Origin of the sequence: Peribacillus sp. NPDC094092 (genome assembly GCF_050279365.1) — a bacterium.
Lineage (GTDB): Bacteria > Bacillota > Bacilli > Bacillales > DSM-1321 > Peribacillus.
The window spans coordinates 1,298,020-1,321,245 of record NZ_JBNNUC010000001.1; the positions used below are offsets into that span (position 1 = coordinate 1,298,020).

General features: G+C 41.6%; 21 protein-coding genes. 2 read left to right on the plus strand and 19 right to left on the minus strand.

Going from position 1 to position 23,226, the window contains the following annotated elements; genetic code table 11:
* Position 1 precedes the first annotated feature (1 nt).
* The 17 genes from ACQKNS_RS06195 to ACQKNS_RS06275 all read right to left on the minus strand — a co-directional run bounded on the left by ACQKNS_RS06195 (position 2) and on the right by ACQKNS_RS06275 (position 18,413).
* The gene (locus tag ACQKNS_RS06195) at positions 2-1,405 is read right to left on the minus strand and encodes a PcsB-like coiled-coil domain-containing protein (RefSeq protein ID WP_427641645.1); all 1,404 of its coding nucleotides are present in this window, start codon (positions 1,403-1,405) and stop codon (positions 2-4) included.
* 523 nt (positions 1,406-1,928) lie between these two features.
* A complete protein-coding gene (locus ACQKNS_RS06200; protein ID WP_427641646.1) occupies positions 1,929-2,993 on the minus strand; it encodes a sulfate/molybdate ABC transporter ATP-binding protein in 1,065 nt (354 codons plus the stop codon).
* Between the two features lie 10 nt (positions 2,994-3,003).
* Positions 3,004-3,888, minus strand: coding sequence for a sulfate ABC transporter permease subunit CysW (gene cysW / locus ACQKNS_RS06205; RefSeq protein ID WP_427641647.1), 885 nt, complete (start codon positions 3,886-3,888; stop codon positions 3,004-3,006).
* An 11-nt stretch (positions 3,889-3,899) separates the two neighbouring features.
* Positions 3,900-4,739, minus strand: a complete 840-nt coding sequence (cysT, locus tag ACQKNS_RS06210; RefSeq protein WP_427641648.1) for a sulfate ABC transporter permease subunit CysT — start codon at positions 4,737-4,739, stop codon at positions 3,900-3,902.
* A gap of 70 nt (positions 4,740-4,809) precedes the next feature.
* A complete protein-coding gene (locus tag ACQKNS_RS06215; protein WP_427641649.1) occupies positions 4,810-5,838 on the minus strand; it encodes a sulfate ABC transporter substrate-binding protein in 1,029 nt (342 codons plus the stop codon).
* Between the two features lie 261 nt (positions 5,839-6,099).
* Positions 6,100-6,753 (minus strand): nicotinate (nicotinamide) nucleotide adenylyltransferase, encoded by a 654-nt coding sequence (gene nadD, locus ACQKNS_RS06220; protein ID WP_427641650.1) that lies wholly within the window; start codon positions 6,751-6,753, stop codon positions 6,100-6,102.
* Between the two features lie 67 nt (positions 6,754-6,820).
* Positions 6,821-7,006 (minus strand): hypothetical protein, encoded by a 186-nt coding sequence (locus ACQKNS_RS06225; protein WP_427641651.1) that lies wholly within the window; start codon positions 7,004-7,006, stop codon positions 6,821-6,823.
* Between the two features lie 204 nt (positions 7,007-7,210).
* Complete coding sequence (kynA, locus tag ACQKNS_RS06230; RefSeq protein ID WP_427641652.1) at positions 7,211-8,056, minus strand: tryptophan 2,3-dioxygenase; 846 nt, start codon at positions 8,054-8,056, stop codon at positions 7,211-7,213.
* A 17-nt stretch (positions 8,057-8,073) separates the two neighbouring features.
* The gene (locus ACQKNS_RS06235; protein ID WP_427641653.1) at positions 8,074-9,423 is read right to left on the minus strand and encodes an amino acid permease; all 1,350 of its coding nucleotides are present in this window, start codon (positions 9,421-9,423) and stop codon (positions 8,074-8,076) included.
* A gap of 48 nt (positions 9,424-9,471) precedes the next feature.
* The gene (locus ACQKNS_RS06240) at positions 9,472-9,741 is read right to left on the minus strand and encodes a hypothetical protein (protein ID WP_427641654.1); all 270 of its coding nucleotides are present in this window, start codon (positions 9,739-9,741) and stop codon (positions 9,472-9,474) included.
* The gene (locus ACQKNS_RS06245) at positions 9,738-11,252 is read right to left on the minus strand and encodes a carboxylesterase/lipase family protein (protein WP_427641655.1); all 1,515 of its coding nucleotides are present in this window, start codon (positions 11,250-11,252) and stop codon (positions 9,738-9,740) included. The genes ACQKNS_RS06240 and ACQKNS_RS06245 overlap by 4 nt, the downstream gene beginning before the upstream one ends.
* Before the next feature lie 214 nt (positions 11,253-11,466).
* The gene (locus tag ACQKNS_RS06250) at positions 11,467-11,880 is read right to left on the minus strand and encodes a MerR family transcriptional regulator (RefSeq protein ID WP_427641656.1); all 414 of its coding nucleotides are present in this window, start codon (positions 11,878-11,880) and stop codon (positions 11,467-11,469) included.
* 84 nt (positions 11,881-11,964) lie between these two features.
* Positions 11,965-13,605, minus strand: a complete 1,641-nt coding sequence (locus tag ACQKNS_RS06255) for a SulP family inorganic anion transporter (protein ID WP_427642153.1) — start codon at positions 13,603-13,605, stop codon at positions 11,965-11,967.
* Positions 13,606-14,135: 530 nt separating this feature from the next.
* Positions 14,136-15,545, minus strand: a complete 1,410-nt coding sequence (locus tag ACQKNS_RS06260; protein WP_427641657.1) for a GH1 family beta-glucosidase — start codon at positions 15,543-15,545, stop codon at positions 14,136-14,138.
* A gap of 323 nt (positions 15,546-15,868) precedes the next feature.
* Complete coding sequence (locus tag ACQKNS_RS06265) at positions 15,869-16,987, minus strand: NADH-dependent flavin oxidoreductase (RefSeq protein WP_427641658.1); 1,119 nt, start codon at positions 16,985-16,987, stop codon at positions 15,869-15,871.
* Between the two features lie 21 nt (positions 16,988-17,008).
* Positions 17,009-17,317 (minus strand): iron-sulfur cluster assembly accessory protein, encoded by a 309-nt coding sequence (locus ACQKNS_RS06270; protein ID WP_427641659.1) that lies wholly within the window; start codon positions 17,315-17,317, stop codon positions 17,009-17,011.
* A 109-nt stretch (positions 17,318-17,426) separates the two neighbouring features.
* On the minus strand, positions 17,427-18,413 hold the full coding sequence (locus tag ACQKNS_RS06275) for a Gfo/Idh/MocA family protein (RefSeq protein ID WP_427641660.1): 987 nt from the start codon (positions 18,411-18,413) through the stop codon (positions 17,427-17,429).
* Positions 18,414-18,619: 206 nt separating this feature from the next.
* On the opposite strand from ACQKNS_RS06275, the gene ACQKNS_RS06280 reads away from it, so the two are divergent.
* Complete coding sequence (locus ACQKNS_RS06280; RefSeq protein WP_427641661.1) at positions 18,620-19,405, plus strand: SDR family oxidoreductase; 786 nt, start codon at positions 18,620-18,622, stop codon at positions 19,403-19,405.
* Positions 19,406-19,456: 51 nt separating this feature from the next.
* On the opposite strand, the gene ACQKNS_RS06285 is transcribed toward ACQKNS_RS06280, so the two are convergent.
* Entirely contained in the window at positions 19,457-20,680 is a 1,224-nt protein-coding gene (locus tag ACQKNS_RS06285) for a multidrug effflux MFS transporter (RefSeq protein ID WP_427642155.1), read from the minus strand.
* Between the two features lie 234 nt (positions 20,681-20,914).
* The gene (locus ACQKNS_RS06290; RefSeq protein ID WP_427641662.1) at positions 20,915-21,892 is read right to left on the minus strand and encodes a 2-hydroxyacid dehydrogenase; all 978 of its coding nucleotides are present in this window, start codon (positions 21,890-21,892) and stop codon (positions 20,915-20,917) included.
* A 324-nt stretch (positions 21,893-22,216) separates the two neighbouring features.
* On the opposite strand from ACQKNS_RS06290, the gene ACQKNS_RS06295 reads away from it, so the two are divergent.
* Positions 22,217-23,182, plus strand: a complete 966-nt coding sequence (locus tag ACQKNS_RS06295) for an MBL fold metallo-hydrolase (protein ID WP_427641663.1) — start codon at positions 22,217-22,219, stop codon at positions 23,180-23,182.
* Positions 23,183-23,226 lie beyond the last annotated feature (44 nt).

Sequence of the window (23,226 nt, forward strand, 5' to 3'; positions counted from 1 at the left end):
ATTAGTTTACGCGAACGACACGTCCGTTGAATTTATCTGCCCAATATCCGCTTGCCATATTGGCGATCGCAACACCTGTTGAACTTTGGGAACCGATAAATTTGCCGCCGCCGACATAAATACCGACATGCCCATCCGTTTTATAAGTATTGAAGAATACTAAATCTCCAGGTTGTTTTTGACTACTAGATACTTGACGTCCTGCATTTTTCAATGCATCCGTACTGGCTGGAAGGTTCACACCAGCTTGTTTATAAGCCCATGCAACGAATCCTGAACAATCGAAAAGACCGTTAGCGATATCGGATGCCGTTCTTCCGCCACCAAATTTATATGTGGAGTTACCGATATATTTATAACCTGCTGTAATTGCAGAGCCTGTATTTGCACTGCTAGGCTTGCTTGATGTTTCAGTTTTACTGGCTGCAGGCTTGCTTGTTTCAGTTTTACTGGCTGCAGGCTTGCTAAATGGTGCAGGTTTATCAGCAGAACTGTTTTTAGATGATTCACCTTTAGACGAACCAGTTGCTGACGATTCAGCTTTAGAATCATTTGATGATTCTTTACTAGATGAACTTGATGTTCCTTCACTAGAAGAATTCACTTCTTCAGCAGCACGGTCAAGATCTGCTTTTTCTGCTGCTTTACGTTCTTCCTCTTTTTTGATATTTTCACGAATGGACGCAATTTGTGCTTCTAAACCGGCATCTTTATTCTCTAAAGATTGTTTTAGGGCCGCTGTTTCCGATTCTTTCTCTTCAATCTTAGCCTTCATATTGACAGTTTCAGCTTTTTGATCTTTAATTTGAGATTGCATGCCTTTAAGCTCTACTTCCATGTCCTTTAGGCTTTGCAATTTTTTCTCAACAGTCGCTTGTTTTTTTTCTAAGTCAGCTTTATCCGCTTCCTGTTCGCTAAGAATCTGTTGGTCAGCTTCCACGATAGTGGCTACCGCTCCAACACGATTAACGAATTCACCAAAGCTTTTAGAACCTAAAACAACTTCTAGGTACTCAACGTCCCCGCCGCTCTCTTGGAATGAAACCGCGCGTTCTTTCAAGACTTCCTCGCGTTTTGCGATTCTTTCTTCCAACGCTTTAATTTCTTTCTTTAAAGAATCTATGTCTTTTTCGGTGTCTTTAATTTCTTGTTTAGTATCTTTGATTTTTTGGTCATTTTCTTTCATTGCCGATTCTATCTGGGCAATTTGTGCATTCATTTTTGTTTGTTCTTTTTTCAATTCCCGAATAACTTGTTCTGCCTCTGAAATATCTGATTGTATTCCTGTGCGTTGTGATTGAATATCCGAGATAGATTCAGCTTTTACAGACGGTATGGCAAAAGCGCTTCCTAAGCCAAGCATAATTGTCGTGTTCAATACGATAAGTTTTTTCTTCAAACTCATTTCCCCTGCTTTCCTCCCCTTGCATTTCCATCGACCCACTTCTTTTTCTCTATGAAAAATGATTAGTCAAAATAAATTGCTGGGAACTCTTCTCTATTTTTTTTACTCTTTATGTAATCTTCAAGGTTGTGATTATATTAAATACATTTCTTAAACTCTACTATGTTTTCATCTTAGTCGTAGTATATCATCAGATTTTGTCAAATGCGTAATAACAATATTACAATTATATTTCAATTTTAACATTAACCATAAAAATTCGACTTTTTCTCGTGATAAAACATCCAATATCTTACATAACACTCTTCTTATTTTGATGCAAGACTTTTTATCTAGTGTTTAGCTCCATGTGACCATAGACTATTGACGGGTAAAAACTCACCATTTCCGAATGCAAGGAAGCCCTTTTGCCACAGATTGCAGGTTGTATCCCTTTCGTATACCGAAGGCCCTGCTGTCAGCACCATTAAAAAACTAAAAAAAACCGCTCTTAGCGGTTTTTTCGTCAATATTCGACTCATTCTTAAATCCCAGCCATAAAGTCGACAAAAACTCTCAATTCTTTTGGGCGGACAAATACCCTTTCCCCTTTGCTCATTCCCAGATTCAAATATTGTTCTTTCGTCAGTTCGATTTCCAGCGGTTCGTTTGTATCCTGACGAATGACTTCTATCCGGACGATGGGGCCAATTGTATGGATATGGTCAATGATGGATGCAATCGAGTCCTTTTCCGATGGTTCTCTTTCTATGATAAAGTTATGATTCCTTACATAACCAGTGCCCATTCCATCTTCAATGTCCGGGGCATTCATTTCCACATTCCCAGTTACCAATTTCCCTTTATGGACGTTGCCCTTAAATAAATTGACACTGCCGAGAAAATCATAAACAAACGGATTTTCAGGATGATCATATACTTCTTCCGGGGTGCCGATCTGTTCAATTTTCCCTTCATTCATGATTACGACCCGATCAGCAACATCCATCGCCTCTTCTTGATCATGCGTCACGAACACACTCGTAACATTGAATTCATCGTGAAGCCTTCTTAGCCAGCGCCTAAGTTCCTTGCGAACCTTGGCATCCAATGCCCCGAATGGTTCATCAAGCAAAAGGATATTCGGTTCAACCGCAAGTGCCCTTGCCAATGCGACACGTTGCCTCTGTCCGCCTGATAATTGGGATGGATAACGTTCTTTATATCCTTCCAACTTGACAAGCTGAAGTAATTCGGTGACTTTTTGTTCAATAACTTTTTTACTGGGCCTTATTTTTCTAGGCCTGGCCTTTAATCCGTAGGCGATGTTATCAAAAATCGTCATATTTCGAAAGAGGGCGTAATGCTGAAAGACGAAACCCACATTCCGATCTTTTACATGTTTATGCGTATAATTCTCTTCATTGAAGAGAATCTTGCCGTTCTCTGCTTGTTCAAGACCGGCGATGATACGCAATAATGACGTTTTTCCCGATCCGGAAGGTCCAAGGAGAGCTACGAGTTCACCGCTTTTTATTTCCAAATTGATGTTTTGGAGTGCTTGATAGGACCCGTAATATTTTGTAACGTTTTCAATGATGATACTCATTTCATTCCTCCTAACTCGCTTTGGTTGATTTAAAGTCCGTTTTCCATTCTATGAAACTTTTAACGATCAAGGTCATGATTGCAAAGAAGGACATCAGGGATGCAACGGCAAATGCAGCCGAAAATTGATATTCATTGTATAAGATTTCAATATGAAGCGGCATCGTATTAGTCATGCCACGTATATGGCCCGATACGACCGATACAGCTCCAAACTCCCCGATTGTCCTTGCATTGCAAAGGATGACTCCATATAGAAGCCCCCATTTTATATTTGGAAGCGTCACATACCAAAATGTCTTAAACCCTCCAGCCCCCAGGGTGAGTGAAGCCTCTTCTTCAGACGTGCCCTGACTCTGCATGAGCGGGATCAATTCGCGTGCAATGAATGGGAATGTGATGAAAATGGAGGCGATGACAATCCCTGGTATTGAAAAAATCACTTTAATGTCAAAGGATTGCAGCAACGGACCAAAAGTTCCGTGCAAGCCAAACAGTAGGACAAAAATCAACCCGGCAATGACGGGTGAAACGGAAAAAGGCAAGTCTATCAGTGTTATTAAGAAGTTTTTTCCCTTGAAATCATATTTTGTTATGGTCCATGCAGCCACAACCCCGAATATGGCATTAAGTGGCAAGGTGATGAGTACAACGATCAATGTTAACTTAATCGCAGCCAAGGAATCAGGATGGGTAATGGCAGCAAAATAAGCTTCTGCACCTTTTTCAAAAGCCTTCACAAAGATTGCGATTAATGGGACAACTAAAAATAAAGTCAAAAATAGCAATACAATGGAAATAAGGAACCATTGTATGGATTTAGGCTCTTTTGTTGCGTTTCTCGTAATACTGACTGGATGCTTCGTTTTAGCAACCACTGAATTACCTTGTTCCATCATATCCCCTCCTACTTCCCTGAATATCTTTTGCCGGTCCACCATTGCAAGATATTGATGGTGAACAAGATTATAAATGTAATTATGAGCATGACGGCCGCAACAGCTGTTGCTCCTTCATAATCATATTGTTCAAGCTTTGTCATGATGATCAGCGGGGAAATCTCCGTTTTAAACGGCATATTTCCGGCAATGAAGACAACCGATCCATACTCTCCAAGTGCCCTCGCAAACGAAAGTGCAAAACCCGTCAATATCGCTGGAACCAATTCCGGAAAGATAATTTTAATGAATGTCTGCATTCGATTCGCCCCTAAAGAAGCAGACGCTTCTTCCATCCCTTTTTCGATATTTTCGAGCACCGGTTGAACCATCCGCACCACGAATGGAAGACCGATAAATATTAGGGCAATGATGATCCCGGCAGGAGTGAAAGCGATTTTAAAGCCGAAAAACTGCCCGATCCATCCGTTCGGTGAGTACAAGGTGGTCAAAGTAATTCCTGCCACGGCAGTCGGGAGGGCAAAAGGCAAATCCACCAGTCCATCGATGATCCGTTTGCCGGGAAACTCATAACGTGTAAGCACCCAGGCAATTAACACACCAAAAACTGCGTTCACAAAAGCCGCAGTTAACGCTGTCATGAAACTCAATTTATACGATGCAACAACCCTTGGTTCAGTTATGGTCGCCCAAAAATCCTGAAGCCCCATTGAAAATGTGTTTAGAAAAACCATGGATAACGGAATCAAAACGATGATGGATAGATACAGCAACGTAAAACCCATCGTCAATCCAAAACCGGGTATGGTCCTCTTTTTCGTCTGTTTACCTTCTGTCACTATATTCATAGCTTCGCCTCAGCTCTTTTTCCGATTTATGAAGGAGAAGGTGATAAAGCCACCTTCTCCTTCATGCTTATTACTGTTGATAAATCTCGTCAAATGTACCGCCATCATTAAAATGTGTTTCTTGGGCCTTTTTCCAACCGCCAAACGTATCTTCAACAGTCACCATGTCGATTTTTGCAAATTGGTCTTCGTATTCAGCGAGAACTTTCTCATCCCTTGGACGATAGAAGTTTTTCGCGGCAATTTCCTGACCGGCATCCGTATATAGGTATTCCAGGTAAGCTTCAGCCACTTCCTTTGTTCCTTTTTTCTCGACCACTTCATCGACAACAGCTACCGGTGGCTCTGCTAATATACTGATTGAAGGATTGACGATTTCATAATTGTCATCACCGAATTCTTCCAGTGTTAAATAGGCTTCATTCTCCCAAGCGATAAGTACGTCACCAATTCCCCTTTCAACGAAAGTGGTGGTTGCACCTCGGGCCCCTGAATCGAGGACTTCAACATTCTGATAAAGTTTTTTCATGAAATCCTTCACTTTTGTTTCGTCATTATCGAAGTTCTTCTGCGCATAAGCCCAGGCAGCCAGGTAATTCCACCTTGCCCCTCCGCTTGTCTTCGGATTTGGAGTTATGACGGATACATCCTTTTTAATAAGGTCATCCCAATCTTTAATGCCTTTAGGGTTATCTTTTTTCACCAAAAACACAATCGTTGATGTGTATGGTGTCGAGTTTTCCGGTAAACGTTTTTGCCAATCCTTCGCTAATAGGTTACTAGCTTCATAAATGGCATCAATATCATAAGCCAATGCCAATGTAACGACATCCGCCTCCAATCCATCAATAACGGCCCTGCCCTGTTTACCAGATCCACCATGTGATTGTTGAATCGTTACATCCTGACCGGATTCTTCTTTCCAGTGCTTCACGAACGCTTCATTGAATTCCTGGTACAATTCCCGCGTCGGATCATATGACACATTCAAAAGCTCGACTGACTTTGATGTCCCTTTCCCTTCCGTTTTTTCCGAGTTACAACCAGCAAGTACACCGATAGCTAAGATCAAACTTGTTAATAACATCGACTTTTTCATGAACTTCCCCCTTTTTATACAACAAAAAAGGCATGCTATTTCCCTTCGTTTTATTTAGGAGATAGTATGCCTTCAGTTCTCTGATCAGCAAATATTCTGATTATTGTATATCCTTACCATAAAACAAAGTTTACATAGTTGTCAACTGGGTATTACATGTCCTTTTATTTAAATTTCATAATGTGTGGAAAGTTAAAGTATTTCCCAAACGAAGAGGGCTCGATCCAACGGGGAGGACGAGCCCTTTAATACGGCCAAAACTTATGTGTTTGATGCTTTTTGATACAGCTTATTGTCCACGATATATTTATAACACTGATCAGGCAGTAAATATCTTGGTTCCCCGCCCATCGCGAATTCATCCCTTATATATGTAGAACTGATTTCCATGGAGAGGCCTTTATCTATAAGGTGAAATGTATTGCCATCATCATAATTCCTTAGCAACGGACTTTTGGATATGATTTTCAGCATATCTATCCCGTCCCGCGCCATGACGATGAATTTATGGTTGGCAATCAATTTTTCCCTGAATTTCCATCGTAAATGTACCGGTAACTCCTGATTATCAATATCTTCAAGTAAATCTGCACCCATTATGAAAAAAACTTCGTCCTTTGGAAAGCGTGATTTAAAATGTTCCATCGTATACCAAGTATATTGTTTGCTCGTTCCGGCGCATTCATTGATTTCATAATCACTAACTTCGAATAGCGGGTTGCCCCCTATTGCCAACTTGAGCATTTCCCAACGGTGTTCATTACTCGTTTTCATCTGCTTATCGATACGGCCATTTGCGCAAGGTAAAAAAATCACCTTGTCTAGCTTTGCACGATGCGCAATGGTCGATGCTGTCCATAAATGCACATTCGTGACCGGATCGAAGGAAGACCCGTAAACTCCAATTTTCCCCATTCTTATCTCCCCCCTATCAGCTTTTCTTTTTCACAGCGGCCATGACTGGACTCACGTCCCCGGCTTCTCATGCAACCGGCAATGCAGCCAAATCATAAAGTCCAGGTTCCAGTACGTCAATGACCAGCCCTTCCACTTGGCCTGTTGTAACAACCTCCGGCCCATGTATGCCTTCAAAATCTTTAATGCCAATGCTTTCAGCTGCAAAACCTTTACTACAATAGCAGCGCCAATAAATGTTATTTCCTTCCACCCCCATCAAAATGAAAGGAAATCAAGTTGAGTGCCTAATGATTACTCATCCGGATTTCCCCTATATTTACAGTTGGCCCTTCAGCCATCGATGAATTCAACCGGTATGAATATTGCGTATCTCCTGGCCAATATAGCGTATTTTCATTCAGGCGCTGAAACTATCTAACCACGTATCCCCTGTAGTCCTCCCGCCATTCCAAGCTTACAGTTTGGTCCTTAATGTCCAAAGCTCAGGAAAAAACGGCTGTTCGACCACTTTCTTCAGATAACTTACACCGGACGATCCGCCGGTTCCCTTTTTATTACCAATGATCCGTTCAACGGTGCTCATATGATTGAATCTCCAGAATTGTTGTTGACTTCCAATATCAACGAGCTTTTCGGCCAACTCATACAAATCCCAGTATTTATGCACATCACGGTATACTGTCAGCCACGCGTTTTCAACACTTGCATTTTCCTGATAAATGACAGACCAATCCCTGTTTCGGACCGATTGATCAATGGGAAGCCCTCTTGCAGCCAAAGCCCCTATAGCCGCATCATAAATACTAGGTTTATTCAAAGCTGCCATCATCGACTCATAAAGCTCTGGCTTGTGACGGAAAACGGCCAATATTTGTGAATTCTTTTGACCCATTGCAAATTCTATCAACCTGTTCTGAAATGATTGAAACCCTGAAGAGTTTCCTAGTTTCTCCCTGAATTCCATATAATCGGATGGCGTCAAGGTCGAAAGCACATTCCAGGATTGAACAAGTTGCTGCTGAATCCTGGCCACTCTGGATAGCATCTTAAAGGAAGGCTCCAAGCGTCCTGCCTCAATAAGGGCTGTTGCTGCGGTCAATTCATGGATGATCAATTTCATCCATAATTCACTTGTTTGGTGAATGATGATGAACAACATTTCATCGTGATGACCGGAAAGCCGGTGCTGACTTGACAATATTTGATTTAAATGCAGGTAGTCCCCATAGGACATATCTTTTTCAAAATCAGTCACCATACTTTCTTCCAAACGGTGTTCATCTCTTGGACCCTTACCCATACTATCCCTCTTTCCCTTTACGCTCTTTTGATTTTCGACATCAATACATAAACAATGCAAAGAAAAATCAGCCAAGGAACACCGAACTGGAGCACAATTTTGAACGGGCCAGTGAACCAGGTAGATACCGTCAAAGCAAACAAAAGAGATGCACCAAGAATCGTTAGATATGGAAATCCATACATTTTAACCGGTAATTTGCGTCCCCCTGATTTCTCCCACCTCTTCCTGAAAAACAAGTGGGAAATGAACACCATGAACCAGGTAAAAATGGCTCCGAACATCGATATCCCCATCATGAATGCATACGAAGTATCAGGAAGCAGGACCTTTACTCCCGCAGCAAGAAATATACCCAAAGTGGATATGAGAAGGGCCCTTACCGGGACTCCTTTTTTGCTCACTTTTTGAAATAGGGCTGGAGCCTGCTTCTGCTCGGATAATGAAAATATCATTCTGGTGGAGGCATATAATTGACTGTTCATTGCAGATATTGCAGCGGTTAAAATAATGAAATTCATGATCCCCGATGCCCCGGGAACATTCAGGATTTCCATTACCCTAACAAATGGGCTTTTATCAATACCGGCAGATTGCCAGGGAACAATCATTAACATGATCCCGATTGTCAGTACATAAAAAGTGGCAAGCCTGAAGACAGTCGCCTTCAAAGCTTTAGGGACGGCAATATCCGGATCCTTCGCTTCTCCCGCCGTCACGGCAATCAACTCAGTCCCTAAAAAGCTGAAGAGAGAAATGAATATGGCGACCCAGAGCCCCCAAAAACCGAAAGGCATAAAACCGCCTTCTTTGGCAAAGTTCTCTACACCGATCCCGCTTGAAGGTTCGGCGCCAATCACCACGTATGCGCCCAGAAGTATGAATATGACAATGGCGCTGATTTTGATCATGGAAAATACATACTCAAAATTCCCGAATGTATTGACACTCGTCGCATTTACATAGATTAGAAGTGCAGCAAAAAGGAAGATCCAAACGCTCCCAGGTACATCCGGGAACCAATATTTCATATAAACAGCGATGGCACTCACTTCGACACCTATGGCAAGGACATTCGCTATCCAATATGAATATCTCACAACAAAACCCGCAAATGGACTTATATATTTTTCGGCAATGGTTCCAAAGGATCCTGATGTTGGATGGGCCACAGTCATTTCCGCCAAACAGCCCATCAGCAGAAGGACAATGAATGCACCAATTGCATAGCTGATAAGTACACTAGGACCTGCCGTGGAAATGGCAAGGCCGCTCCCCAAAAATAATCCGGTGCCAATTGCACACCCCATGGCAATCATTGTGATTTGACTCGATGATAATTCACGATGCAGCTTATTTTTCTCCATATGTTGCTCCCATTCTAGGCAATGATTCTCCTTTTATTTTCATAGTTTTCATATAATCTGCCGGGCTCTGCCTTCCGTCCGGCCGTCTATTCCATACCTTTTCCAATCTTCCAATGACTTGATTAAACTTTTCTTAGGCCGCTTCGTTGGAAGTCCCAATGAGTTGCCATCCATATAAATCATCCCTGGGTTCAAATAACTCCTCTCTGTAAGAAATAATGGATCTTCCTGATTCATTATTTCGCATAAATCTTTCGTTGACATGAAATTATTGATACCCATGTACTCCCCGCTTTCTTCCCATCCACTATTTTTCACTTGTAAATCCCTACCCCTTCCCATGCCAACCTTATCATTCTGTCAGGGTCTTTTTCAATATAATCCTTTTTATCAAAAATCATGGTGTAGTGGTTGGTTTCATCGTATTTCGGCCAAATTTCACCTTCCGGGGGATTGGGGTTTCCATGTTTCGCAAAGTTTACCCAATGGCCTTGCATTCTATGGGAAACCTTTAAGGCAGCTGACCTTGAACCAAATGAAGTGATCCGTTTCCCAAATGACGAGTCGAAAGTCTGGAAGGCAAAAGGGATTTCCATACCATGCGTCGCCCCTAATTTACTTATGCGCATTGCCGCCGTTTTATAATCAAAACGGTACATCCAAGTTTTTTCAAAGCGGCTGTATGCCTCCGCATACCAAACCGAGGGAATATGGAAAGTCGCATCACGGCCAATGCCAAGCACAGCTTTCTTATCTGGGTAGTTTATATAAGCATTCGTGATTCTCTCTTTCGCCTCTGGATCTGTATTTTCGAACATTTTATGAATCATTGCTGCATTTGTTGGGATTAAAGGGGGATCCATCTGTTCGAATAATGTCGCTTCATCCCTATTTGTACCTATAAGCAAGGATATTCCCTTTGCTTTTCCGGATCGAATCGAATCCAGTGGATAATCGGGCAGGAAGTCACCATCTACGACAGGTCCGAATGAAAGTGAGCCTGGCATGGTTTGTGAGTTTTCCCGTAAGAGCTGGTAGGAGGACGAGACAATCTCTTGAACAGGAAGTGTTTTTAACCGATGGATTTCATTCTTTCCGATGCCCGATATCTCAAGGAACCTTTCACTGAATTGGCGCGCAAATCCTTTTCCGTAAACAGATGTCGGAGCGGGACTTTCTGCAATGGCCTGTTTAAAAAGACCTCTCGCTGACGGAACAGTTAGTAAAGTCGTAACCGCATTGCCCCCAGCTGATTCACCAAATATCGTAACATTATCAGGGTCGCCGCCAAACGCTTCTATATTCTCTTTAACCCATTTAAGAGACGCCACTTGATCACGTAAACCTAAATTGGTTTCAAATATTTCCCCATCACCTGCAAACTCGGTAAAATCCAGATATCCCAGTGCCCCCAGCCTATAGTTGATGCTTACTACGACTACATCTCCATTTTTAGCCAATAAATGTCCATTGTACATATCGATGGATCCGGCTCCAGTTATATATGCGCCTCCAGGAATCCAGACCATGACCGGGCGTTTTTTATCATCAGCTCTAGGTGACCAAATATTCAGGAACAAACAATCCTCATCCATTTTTTCATTTCCGGCCATTCCTGTTCTTACTGCCCGATCCATCGGCTGCGGGGGAATGGGACCAAAATTCACTGCATCCATGACACCGCTCCACTTATCAACTGGCTCCGGTGAGCGGAAACGCAGGCCATCAATCGGAGCTTTCGCATACCTGACTCCACGCCAAACGCATATATCGTTTTCCATAGTACCTTGAAGATGTCCTTTTACCGTCGTAACTATTGATCCAATCATTCCCTTTCACCTCTTCATATAATAGTAGATATTTAAGTTCTTCTTTTTCCATTCCCTTATATCCTTCATCTTTATCGAAAAAAGATCTATAGGGTCAGTACAGGCAAAATAAAGTACTGCCCGCTCCATTTATGAGTGTAGATATAGATTTTCAAATGACCAGTTCAACAAAAAAAGACCCAATCAGGTCTTTTTTGTTGAACTCGGCATTACCTTAGGTGAGCATGGCAATGATGCTCAATAAAGAGCTGCTCCGAACGGAAAGCTGTTGCGCAGCATATGTTAATTGCTGTTCATCGAGCTGTTCCAGTAACGGCTTTAATTCAAGCAATTCATTCTCCAGTCCTTTAAGGTCTGTAGATATCTTGTCCACCATCAGGAGCACTTGCTCAGAATCAACAGTGGTTTCCGACAAGACTTGTAACCGTTCCTTGATTTCAGTCAACGGCATATTCTGTTCCTTATACCGATTAATCATTTGAAGACGATTTAAAGCATCTTCTGTGTAATATCGATATCTTGACCCAGTTTTTTCATAGTTCAGCATTCCTAATTGTGTGTAATAGTCAATGGTTCTACGCGAAACATTCGCAAGTTCAGCAAGCTGGCCAATCCGATATACATTCACCCAGATAGTCACCTTCTTTTTAAATCTACTGTTAACGATACTATAACATAACTATCCTAAAAGGTGACTTCGAGGATGAATCTATTAGACTACTTTATCCGAATTGCCCATCAACTGCTTCTTGGCAAAATACAGGGCATCTTCCTTTGATTTAAAAAAGTGCTGTTTTTCTATCCTATGATATAAACCTGTGCTAAGTAACAATTCCTTTGGTTGCTGCTGGATTCCGGAAATGATTAATTTCCCCTTATATTTACCGATGCGATTAACAATCGCCAATAGTGCAGCCTCTGCTGAAGTGTCCATATAGGTTACCCGGCGCATGCTTAATACCAATACTTTCGTTTTATTATCCAAGTTCTCCAAGATCGATGACTCCAGGACGTCTATCGAACCAAAGAAGAGGGGGCCTTCCAAGTTATACACATTGATCTTCGAATCCGAATTATCGATTGGAACAATCTCAGTAACCTCATGACTTCTCTCCCTAACCTTTAACGTGTGGCTCATTTTTGCAATGAAGGTGATGAATGCAATCAATAAGCCGATTCCCACTCCCATGATTAAATCAGTGAAGACAGTGATGAGGAAGGTGACCAGCAAAACCGCAGAATCTGCCGTCTTCGTTTTCAATACATGAGCGAATTCTTTTCTTTCACTCATATTCCAGGCAACAAACATCAATATGGGCGCCATGCTCGCCAAAGGTATATGTGCTGCATATGGAGAAAGCACCAGCAAAACCAGTAAGACGACAATACCGTGAATGACTCCGGACATTGGGGAGATAGCCCCGCTTTTTATATTGGTAGCTGTCCTGGCAATAGCACCTGTTGCAGGTATCCCGCCGAAGAATGGGGTCGCGATGTTCGCGATTCCTTGCCCAACCAATTCCTTATTGCTATCATGCTTGGTTCCACCCATGTTATCAGCCACTGTAGCGGATAACAATGACTCGACACCGCCTAACATGGCAATTGTAATTGCAACGGGAAGGAGTGTGATGATGACTTCCATTGAAAGCTCCGGCACTTGGAATTCCGGAAAACCTTTCGGAATCGCTCCATACGTGGAACCAATTGTAGCGACCTTATCGGGAAATAAAAAGTAGGCTGCCATTGTTGATATTAGCAATCCAAGAAGCGGTCCTGGCACTCGGGGCAGAAGTCTAGGTGCGAGCAGTATGACGACAAAACATATAATTGCCACAAGCACACTATATATATTGATCGTGTCCGCTTTAATCACCAGTTCCTTCATGTTATCCATGAACGCTTCATGTTTTTCCACTTTCATGCCGAAGAAGTTGGCAATTTGCCCTGAAAAGATTATTATCGCTATTCCTGTTGTAAATCCAATGATGACAGGACGGGGAATGAACTTCATCAAATTGCCCAACTTAAGAAGACCCATCAAGACCAATATAATCCCCGCTAAAAACCCGGCAATAAGCAGGCTTTCATACCCATACTGCATAACGATTCCAAATAATAAAGGAACAAACGCCCCGGTTGGCCCTCCAATTTGATACTTGGAGCCACCCAAAATCGATATGAGGATTCCAGCGATGATGGTCGTATATAACCCATATATTGGTTCGACGCCTGAAGCAATTGCAAAAGCCAATCCTAAAGGGATTGCCACAACACCTACGACCAATCCTGCCGTTACGTCCTTTTGAAAACCCTTCATATTATATCCTTGAAATCTAGAATCTTTTATCATCCTTTTCAAACTCACATCCTTAATCGTTTTTTTATTGGAATCTACTATCATCTGGAAAAATGACCTTCTTTCATTTTTGAGGGAGTTGCTTGATCGAAATGAATCTAACTATTGTAGTTTTTTTCAACGGGACAAACCATGCGGGGGACTTATCAAAGCTAAGAAATAATCGTCATATGTAATCTCCTTTTGTTAGGTTATTTGACATGGAATCGACCACGCTTCAACACTATACAGTAAAACGTAGAACTGTACATTGTTAGTAACGTTAACATTTGTTTACAACTTTTTGCATTTTTTTACATTCACATTACAATCCGGGACCATACTTCCAGTCTGGTTAATTTGAAGCCGGAGATTCAGACTACGAATCAGGAGATTTGAACTTTGGACTAATTCCCCATACCGGAAACCTTGATTACAATGGAAAGAGCATGTTTTGAGAAAGGTTTCTCAAAGCATGCTCTCGGCTCAAGCTCTATATATACACAAAAAACCTCTTGATAAAATCAAGAGGTTTTCTTTTTGGTCTACAGCTCTTCCCCTCTCGTCTCGATAATATGCTTATACCAATGAAACGACAGCTTCTTTTTCCGGTTTAACTGATCATGATGATCCACGTAAATAAATCCGTATTGCTTCTTATACCCGTTCAACCAACTTAATAGATCGATGACAGACCATGCGTAATACCCTTTTAAATGGATGCCTTCATTGATTGCACGTTTAATCACTTTTAAGTGTTCCTCAATATATTTAATTCGGGGAACATCGACTATTTCACCATCGATAATCGGATCCTCATCACCAAGTCCGTTCTCTGTAACATACATTTTAATATCACCAAAACGTTCTTTTAACATATGCAGCCCATCTAAAAATCCTTGAGGTGAGATTTCCCAGCCCCATTTTGTATATGTTTTATCATCCATTTTTACGGTCCGATAAAAGTTATCAAAAGACGGGTTCCCTGGAGCTAGAGTAGATGTTTCTCTTGAATGCTCCATGTTTGAAACGGCTTCCCGATTCTTTTCCACTCGAATGGGCTGATAATAATTGAGTCCAATAAAATCATTTTTCTCCGCATTTCTTTTTAGCGTATCCAGTTCCTCTTCGGTCCAACTTGGCGTCCAGCCTTTTTCCTTTAATTGCTCAACCACATAAGCTGGATATTCACCCTTTAAAATGGGGTCATAATACCAAAAAGTTTCATATTCATTGGCATGCCGGGCAGCCAATACATTCTCATGTTTGTCATTTATACTGTAAGCAGGCAGGAAAACATGGGTAATCCCAATTTCACCGTATTGCTTCAGTGACTTGTATACCTCTATCGCTTTTGCATGTGCATAAAAAACATAATGTGTCGCTTGAAAGTATTTATTTTCATCGTTTTGGATTCCAGGCGGGTGCGCTCCTTTTAAATAGCCCAGACCGCAAAACATAACCGTTTCATTAAACGTGATCCAATGTTTGATGCGGTCTCCGAATGCGCGAAAGCAAATTTCCGCATACTTGACGAATGCTTCAGCTGTTCGCTTATTCGTCCATCCCCCATCTTGTTCAAGCGTCAAAGGCAAATCCCAATGATACAGCGTAACAAATGGAACAATCCCATATTTTAAGCATTCATCAATAACATTATTATAAAATTCCACGCCTTTTTCATTTACTTCCCCGTCACCAGTTGGCAAAATACGTGCCCATGAAATGGAAAACCGGTATGATTCAAGTCCCATCTCTGCCATTAATTTAATGTCTTCTTTGTAACGATGATAATGGTCTATCGCTACATCCCCGTTTGTGCCTTCAAATGTTTTCCCTGGAATTTTTGAAAAGACATCCCAATTCGTTATACCTTTTCCATCTTCATCCCATGCTCCTTCTATTTGAAAAGAAGCAGAAGCTGCTCCGAATAAAAAATCGTGTGGAAATTTCATTATACACCCTCCATTTTCACGCCCGCTTATAAAATTGATAATAATATATTTTATTCATTGGTACAAATATCAATATGATTATATTACTTTCATTCCTATTTGACTACATGAACTTTGCATTAAAGATAGTATTTACGATGAAGAATGAATAAATCCAGAATCAATCATAGACGATAGAAAATGAGATGGATTCTGCAGTATCCATCTCCCCTTTTTAGCAAAAGATGATTAACCTACATCTGTTGTTGTTAGATTCATATGTACACATACAAAACCCGTCCTCCTTTGGAGGACGGGGAACATATTATTCAAGACATTAACAATCACTCCACAACCGGGAGCCAACCTTTTATCCCAATTAACTTTTCCCAAAGCGGATCTGGAATGACCAGTTCATCCTGATCTTTTTTTGAGAGGGTCGTCCGTATTTCCGCTTCTTTTCCAGACCTGATTTTTTCAATCCAGTGCGGTTCCATAAGAAGCTCACGGCCAAGGGCGATAAAAGGGACACCCGTTTCCATTGCTTCTGCAACTTCATCAGGTGTATGCAGAGACCCTACACCGACCACAGGGATACGATTACCTACTTTAGAGTAAATTTTAACGATGCGCGACTTTTCCCTATCACTCTCACGGAATGAGCCATTCCAGAAGTGACCCACCGATATATGTAGATAATCCAGGTTTTGATTCGCTAGTCTGTCAACGAATTGGATGGTATCATCCAAAGTGATTCCAGGATTGCTGCCTTCTTCAGGAGAAAGGCGGTAGCCGATGATAAACGGATTTTTTGCATGCTCGGCAACCATTTTCTCTACTTCATTCACGATGGTAAGCGGGAAAATCAATCGTTGACCCAGTGTCCCACCCCAGTTATCCGTACGACGGTTCGAGTGTGGCGAGAAGAACTGTTGAAGCAAGTACGTATTGGCACCATGGATTTCCACGCCATCGAACCCTGCTTCGATGGCCCTTCTTGTTGCTTCGCCAAATGCCTTAATAACGTCTTGTATTTCGTCTTCACTCATTTCCCGCGGTACAGGTGCTTCCTCGTTGAAAGCAATGGCACTGGCAGAAACAGGTTGGCTAGGCAATAATTCCGGCGGACTTTGCCGGCCTCCATGATATATTTGCAGAATCGCTTTTGACCCATTGGATTGGATCGTTTCGGCTAGTTTCCTCAAAGATGGGATAAAGGAATCGTCATCTGCACTAAGCTGCCCTGGGAATCCCTTTCCTCCAGCAGATACATAGGCACATGCCGTGACTACCGCGCCTACACCTGCAGAGCGCTCAGCGTAATAGGCCAGTTCATCATCGGTTACAAAACCTTGATCATCCGAAGAATAAGTGGTCATAGGAGCCATCATGATACGATTTTTCACTTCTACCCCTGATGGAAATGTATATGGTTGAAAGATTTTTTCGTATTTTTGATTCATGCCAAACCTCCCCCTTTACTCTTAATGGTGATGATGTCCGTTCGGTTCTTTAGAAGGGTTCGTGATTTCAAAGCCTTCTTCAGGTACATAAAAATATTTAATCCAGACACCATCCAGAAATTCTTCACGTGAATCCAGTAAAATATCGATATCTTTATCTGTTTTGACGATTTCATCATGTTCTGCCGGTGTATCTAGTTTCATGTCATAATGGGCATGATCGCCATGCATATGGGTGATATATACCCGGATCATTTTCCCTTCAGCTTCTTCAGTGCTCAGTATTTTTTGTAAGACCTTAGCTGCATTACGATTAATTTTGCATTTCATGTCCATTCCCCCAACAATAAAATTATCCCTGTACTGAATTCTACCCAATTACGGTTTATCGGTAACATCCATTTTTACCCTTCCTTATCCGCCATGTCCACTCAAATGCTTATAAGCGGTCTGAAGGAAAGACGATTCCGATTTGCTTTCTTGCTTCATCCATGATTTCCATAGTCAATAGTGAATTCGAATATGAATTTATATCGGACTCCATTTTCCCCTGCTGTATCAATCCAACAAACTCTTTCGCTTCATAATACATGGTGGGCATATCCTGTTTAACTGAAATATTTTCAGTGGTTCCATCCCGATACTGAATATTCACTGCTTGCGGTCCTGAAATTTTCTGAATGATGATGCTTCCATGTTCACCTTGAATTTCCGAAGGCAAGTTGGATTCAGTAATCTTGGAGAACATGACGACTGCTTCCATTTCATCATAGGAAAGCAGAATCGTACCTTGCCCATCGACTCCTGATTCTAGCATCGTTCCGGATGCCTGTACCTTATTTGGTTTACCGAAGAGAACAACAAGCGGATAGAGTACGTAAATTCCAAGATCCATTAAAGAGCCACTGGAGAATTCAGGATTGAATGCATTCAGCACTGTGCCTTGTTTGTATGAATCATATCGAGATGAATATTGGCAAAAGCTTCCCGAGAAACGCCGTACCTTCCCTATTTTATCCAGATTCCCCTTTATGCTTTCGAAATTAGGCATGATGGTCGATTTCATCGCTTCCATCAATAGCACATCATTTTGTTTTGCAGCCTCGATCATTTCCCTTACTTCTGCCGCATTCGAGGCCATTGGTTTTTCACATAATACATGTTTTTTATTTTGTAAAAACAACACGGCTTGCCTGCAATGATGGGAGTTAGGACTTGCTATGTATACAGCGTCGATTTCATCGGTGGCAGCCATTTCTTCTAAATCCGTAAAAGTCGTATGTACTTCGTATTTATTGGCAAATTCCTTGGCTTTCTCTTCTGTACGCGAATACACGGCGGTTAAAGTTAAATCCTCTACATGCTTCGCAGCCTCCAAAAATCGTTCCGTAATCCAATTTGTACCTATTACCCCTAATCTTATCAACAACCTATCCCCTTTCAAGCTAACTTAATTATGTCCTCAATATACAGTCATTTCATTGAAAAACAAAGTATAATGAACACTCGTAATTGTTTAAATTGGATTTTTTAGGCAATATTCGTTTATAATTTTTCTATATTATCACTGCCATGATGTTTCTACATACTCCCAAAATGGGAAAGAAAACTTAAAAGGAGCGTGTGAAGTTTATGACAGAATTAATGAAAAACAAAGTTGCCATCATTACCGGTGGAGGATCAGGAATTGGCAGGGGTGCCGCACTGAAACTGGCTGAAAACGGCGCGAACATCATCTTTTTTGACCGTACAGTCGAAAATGCCGAAAAAGTGAAGGAAGAAGTGGAAAACCTTGGTCGAGAGGCTTTAATCATTAAAACGGATGTTTCCAAGGCTGAGCAAGTTGAACATGCCTACAAGACGGCCCATGAACATTTTGGGAGAATTGATTTTGTATTTGCAAACGCGGGCATCAACGGAGTGATTGCCCCTATAGAAGACATTAAGCCAGAAGATTGGGATCAGACACATACCATCAACCTCAAAGGCACCTTTCTCACCATCAAATACGCCATTCCCTACATGAAGGAAACGGGAGGCAGCATCGTAATCAACAGCTCCATCAATGGAAACCGATTCTTCAAGAATTTTGGTTTTTCCGCTTATAGTTCATCCAAAGCCGGTCAAGTCGCTTTCGGTAAAATGGCTGCACTCGAATTGGCAAGATATAAAATCCGGGTAAATACCATTTGTCCCGGCTCCATCGATACGAACATTCACGATAACACATTCCCGGAAGATGATAACTTGAAAAAAATCAGGATTCCCATTGAATATCCGCAAGGCTCCCAGCCCCTGGCGAAGAAAGCGGGGACTACCGAACAAGCTGGTGATCTCGTATTGTTTCTAGCATCGGACATGTCTTCACATATCACGGGAACGGAAGTGTATATCGATGGGGCAGAATCACTATTATGATTCAAAAAGAAAAAGCTGAAATCCACATCAGGATTTCAGCTTTTTTCCTTTTTAACCAACTCGCCTTAACCCGCGACGGGCAAGGAGTAAATACGCGCACATGGCGATAACATGACAGCTAACCATCACAATTCCCATCGGCAATGGTGACTCACCTGAACCTAATCCAACCAAGGGAGCCATTAGTGATCCTAATATGAAGGGAAGCAGGCCAATTAAAGCCGAAGCACTGCCTGCTGTTTTTTTCTGATTTTGCATCGCTAAAGAAAAACTCGTTGTACCGACAATACCGACGCTGGAGACGGAAAGGAATAAAGCGACCAAGATTCCTGCCAACCCCATTTCGAGAAGGACTGAGGCAAGAAGTAATAGTCCCCCAAACAAAGCTAGACATAATCCCATTTGAAGAAGCTTTTCTTCTTTAACCTTCCCTGCAAGCTTCCCGGCTACTTGTGAAGCGATGATGATCCCGATTCCGTTAATTGCAAAGATCAGGCTGAAGGTCTGCGGGGAAACCCCATAAATGTTCTGGAGAACAAAAGGCGATCCGGAAATATAAGCGAACATGGCTGCACTTATGAACCCTTGTGCAAAAGCATAGCCCATAAACACACGATCTCTCAATAATTTTCCAAATGTCCTGATAGTATTATTTACCCCACCTGCACTTCTGAAATTAGACGTTAAAGTTTCCTTAATCCCAAAAAATGCAGCCGCAACCATAATGATACTTAATACTGAAATGACAACGAAGACTCCCCTCCATGACGTGAACTGCAAAAGCTGACCGCCAAAAACCGGGGCCAATATCGGTGCCGCCCCATTCACCAGCATTAACATGGAGAAGAACTTGGTCAAATCCGATCCTGAAAAAAGGTCACGAACTATCGCCCTTGAAATGACAATGCCTCCCGCTCCCGCAATACCTTGGATAAAACGTAATAATAAAAGCAATTCAATGGTTGGAGCAAAAGCGCATATCAGAGAAGATATGCAATAAATGGTTAAAGATATGATTAACGGTGTCCGTCTTCCTTTTGCATCACTTAGCGGCCCTAAATAAATTTGGCCTAAAGCCAATCCTAACAAGCAGGCCGTCAAACTCAGCTGTGCTAAAGACGTACTGCTTTTCAGATCCTCCGCCAGTGTAGGGAGACCCGGTAAATACATATCAAGTGACAGTGGTCCAATCGCCGCAAAAGAACCCAGCATAAGAGCCATCAACAGCCTTTTGGATTTAGTCATTTCGTTGCCTGATGATATCGTTTCCTTCATTTCAATCACTATTAACCCTATCCCTTTCAACTAATTATTTTTCCTGAATAAAACTCGACTTTCTTTATTTTACAAAAGATCTGAACAATTTACGATAAGTATGCTTCCCTTGATTTGGATTCTTCCCTCTGGTACTCAAGTTTTAAATCAATAAATATATTTGAAGGCACTGCGAACCAAAGGGAAAAACTAAGTTCCAAACAATTCCCCATAAAAAATGACCCCCTTTTGAGGTCATTTTGATTTATTCAACAATACTAAATTACGCGGAGTATCACCAGATAATCCATCCATCAAGTTTTGTACCGCAAGAGCTGCCATCTTCAATCTTGTGGCAATGCTGGCACTCCCGATGTGCGGAAGTGTAACGACATTAGGCAAAGTTAGCAGCGGGTGATCCACAGGGACGGGTTCTTCTTCGAAAACATCCAATCCAGCCGCCCAAATCTCTCGGTTTTCCAGCGCCTGGTACAACGCCTTTTCATCGATAATCCCGCCTCTTGCTGTATTAATGAGCACAGCCGTCCCTTTCATTAATTCCAGCTGCTCCTTGCCAATCATATAAGTGGTTTCCGGTGTGAGCGGCAGCATGACACAAACGAAATCCGATATTTGGAGCAATGTTTCAAGGGGCTGATATTCGATTCCTAATTCCTTTTCCTGTTCATATTTACGGCTTCGATTAAAATACACCAAATTCATATCAAATCCCTTAGCTCTTTTTGCCAGGGCTTCACCAATCCTTCCTAAGCCGATTATACCAAGCGTTGCACCGTGCACATCTTGTCCGGTCAGCTGCATCGGCGACCAGGTTTCCCACTTTCCGTTCCTTAAATAATCTTCTGCCTCCATCATCCTTCTTGCCGTTGCAAGCAGTAAGCCGAAGGTTAAGTCAGCTGTCGTTTCCGTTAAAACCCCCGGTGTGTTCGTGACCATGATGCCCCGTTTTGTTGCACTTCGAACATCAATATTATTATGGCCCACTGCCATATTCGCGATGATCTTCAGGTTAGGCGCCCGTTCAATCAGTGATTCATCGATTTGTTCCGTCAATAAGCAAAGCAGCCCCTCGACTTGTTTGATTTCTTCTTCAAGGACTTCTCTAGGGACCGGTATATCCTCTTGCTCCCACATCCTGACATCATAATTCTGCCTAAGACCTTCGATGATTCGTTCCGGCAATTTCCTTGTAATATAAATCTTTGGCTTCAAACCATAACCCCCTATACCATTTAATTTCACATACCCCTTCTTGCACCATTTTCACCTTCAGTTTTCATTACCAAACAATCAATTATAAGAATATTGGCTAAATTGCTAGCTTGTTTATTCAATTTTAAAATAAACTAGATAAATAGACCATCCATTTCCAATCATTCTTACTATTAATTTTCTTGTTTACAAGGAGGATACAGCTTGACAGTTTCAATTCATTCAACTAATCATAGAATAATAACCCTTTAAACTATTCGGTCATTAGTAATCAACAATTTACCAGATGAAGTTTATCTCGATTTAGGAGGATATGGGACGTTCATGAAAACGAAAACAACATTTAAAATTTATCCAATTATAGCTCCAAGCGCTTTATCTTTAAAAAGTATAAACTTTTATTTAGTTAAACAGGATGAATCTTTAACATTAGTCGACGCAGGCATGAATGATGACGTTTGCTGGAATGCACTTCAGCAAACATTATACGAAAATGGATTTACCGTTGGAGATATCACGGAAATTTTATTAACCCATCACCATGGAGACCATGTTGGTTTGGTCAACCGGATTACCGAACTCCATCCGATTCCTATTTATGCCCATTCTGAATCCATTCCCCGTTTAAAAAGGGACCCTGACTTCTTAAGTATGAGAATTGAATTCTATAAGCAGCTATACATTGAGATGGGCTGTGGTGAACTTGGAGATAAACAAGTAGCCTACCTATTCAATGCTGTCGATAATAATAAAGATCAAAAACTGAATGGTGACATCATCGCAATCACGGAAAAACAATGGCTGAATTTCGAAGTGATCGAATTTCCCGGTCATGCCCCGGATCAAATTGCTTTCCTTGACCAAGAAGGGAAACAGCTTCTTGCCGGTGATTTATTGATTGAACATATATCAAGCAATGCCTTGATCGAACCTGATGAAAATGGTAATAGAATGCTGACTCTTGTAGATCATATCGATTCATTAAAACGATGTTTAGCATTACAGGTGAATCTCCTCTTTCCTGGTCATGGTAACATCATTGAACAACCTGGTCATTTGATCGAAAAAAGACTTAATAGCATAGAGAGAAAATCACAAAAAATCCTGACCTTGATAGAATCCGGAATTTCTACCGGCAATGAACTGGCAAAGGAGTTTTACAAACAAAAATATATTGCAGAATTCCCGCTCGTCATGTCAGAAATCATTGGCCATTTGGATTATTTAGAATATCAGGGGAAAGTTACGAAACAGCTCGTTGAAAATGTGGTTCATTACCAAGCTAAATGACATCAAAAAAAGGCTGATATTGAATCCCCACTAGGTGGAAAATG

Coding starts and splice junctions, on each gene's coding strand:
- ACQKNS_RS06195 (WP_427641645.1), bottom strand. CDS start 1,405: ATGAGTTTGAAGAAAAAACTTATCGTATTGAACACGACAATTATGCTT.
- ACQKNS_RS06200 (WP_427641646.1), bottom strand. CDS start 2,993: ATGAGTATCATCATTGAAAACGTTACAAAATATTACGGGTCCTATCAA.
- cysW (WP_427641647.1), bottom strand. CDS start 3,888: ATGGAACAAGGTAATTCAGTGGTTGCTAAAACGAAGCATCCAGTCAGT.
- cysT (WP_427641648.1), bottom strand. CDS start 4,739: ATGAATATAGTGACAGAAGGTAAACAGACGAAAAAGAGGACCATACCC.
- ACQKNS_RS06215 (WP_427641649.1), bottom strand. CDS start 5,838: ATGAAAAAGTCGATGTTATTAACAAGTTTGATCTTAGCTATCGGTGTA.
- nadD (WP_427641650.1), bottom strand. CDS start 6,753: ATGGGGAAAATTGGAGTTTACGGGTCTTCCTTCGATCCGGTCACGAAT.
- kynA (WP_427641652.1), bottom strand. CDS start 8,056: ATGGGTAAGGGTCCAAGAGATGAACACCGTTTGGAAGAAAGTATGGTG.
- ACQKNS_RS06235 (WP_427641653.1), bottom strand. CDS start 9,423: ATGGAGAAAAATAAGCTGCATCGTGAATTATCATCGAGTCAAATCACA.
- ACQKNS_RS06245 (WP_427641655.1), bottom strand. CDS start 11,252: ATGATTGGATCAATAGTTACGACGGTAAAAGGACATCTTCAAGGTACT.
- ACQKNS_RS06255 (WP_427642153.1), bottom strand. CDS start 13,605: ATGATAAAAGATTCTAGATTTCAAGGATATAATATGAAGGGTTTTCAA.
- ACQKNS_RS06260 (WP_427641657.1), bottom strand. CDS start 15,545: ATGAAATTTCCACACGATTTTTTATTCGGAGCAGCTTCTGCTTCTTTT.
- ACQKNS_RS06265 (WP_427641658.1), bottom strand. CDS start 16,987: ATGAATCAAAAATACGAAAAAATCTTTCAACCATATACATTTCCATCA.
- ACQKNS_RS06270 (WP_427641659.1), bottom strand. CDS start 17,317: ATGAAATGCAAAATTAATCGTAATGCAGCTAAGGTCTTACAAAAAATA.
- ACQKNS_RS06280 (WP_427641661.1), top strand. CDS start 18,620: ATGACAGAATTAATGAAAAACAAAGTTGCCATCATTACCGGTGGAGGA.
- ACQKNS_RS06285 (WP_427642155.1), bottom strand. CDS start 20,680: ATGAAGGAAACGATATCATCAGGCAACGAAATGACTAAATCCAAAAGG.
- ACQKNS_RS06295 (WP_427641663.1), top strand. CDS start 22,217: ATGAAAACGAAAACAACATTTAAAATTTATCCAATTATAGCTCCAAGC.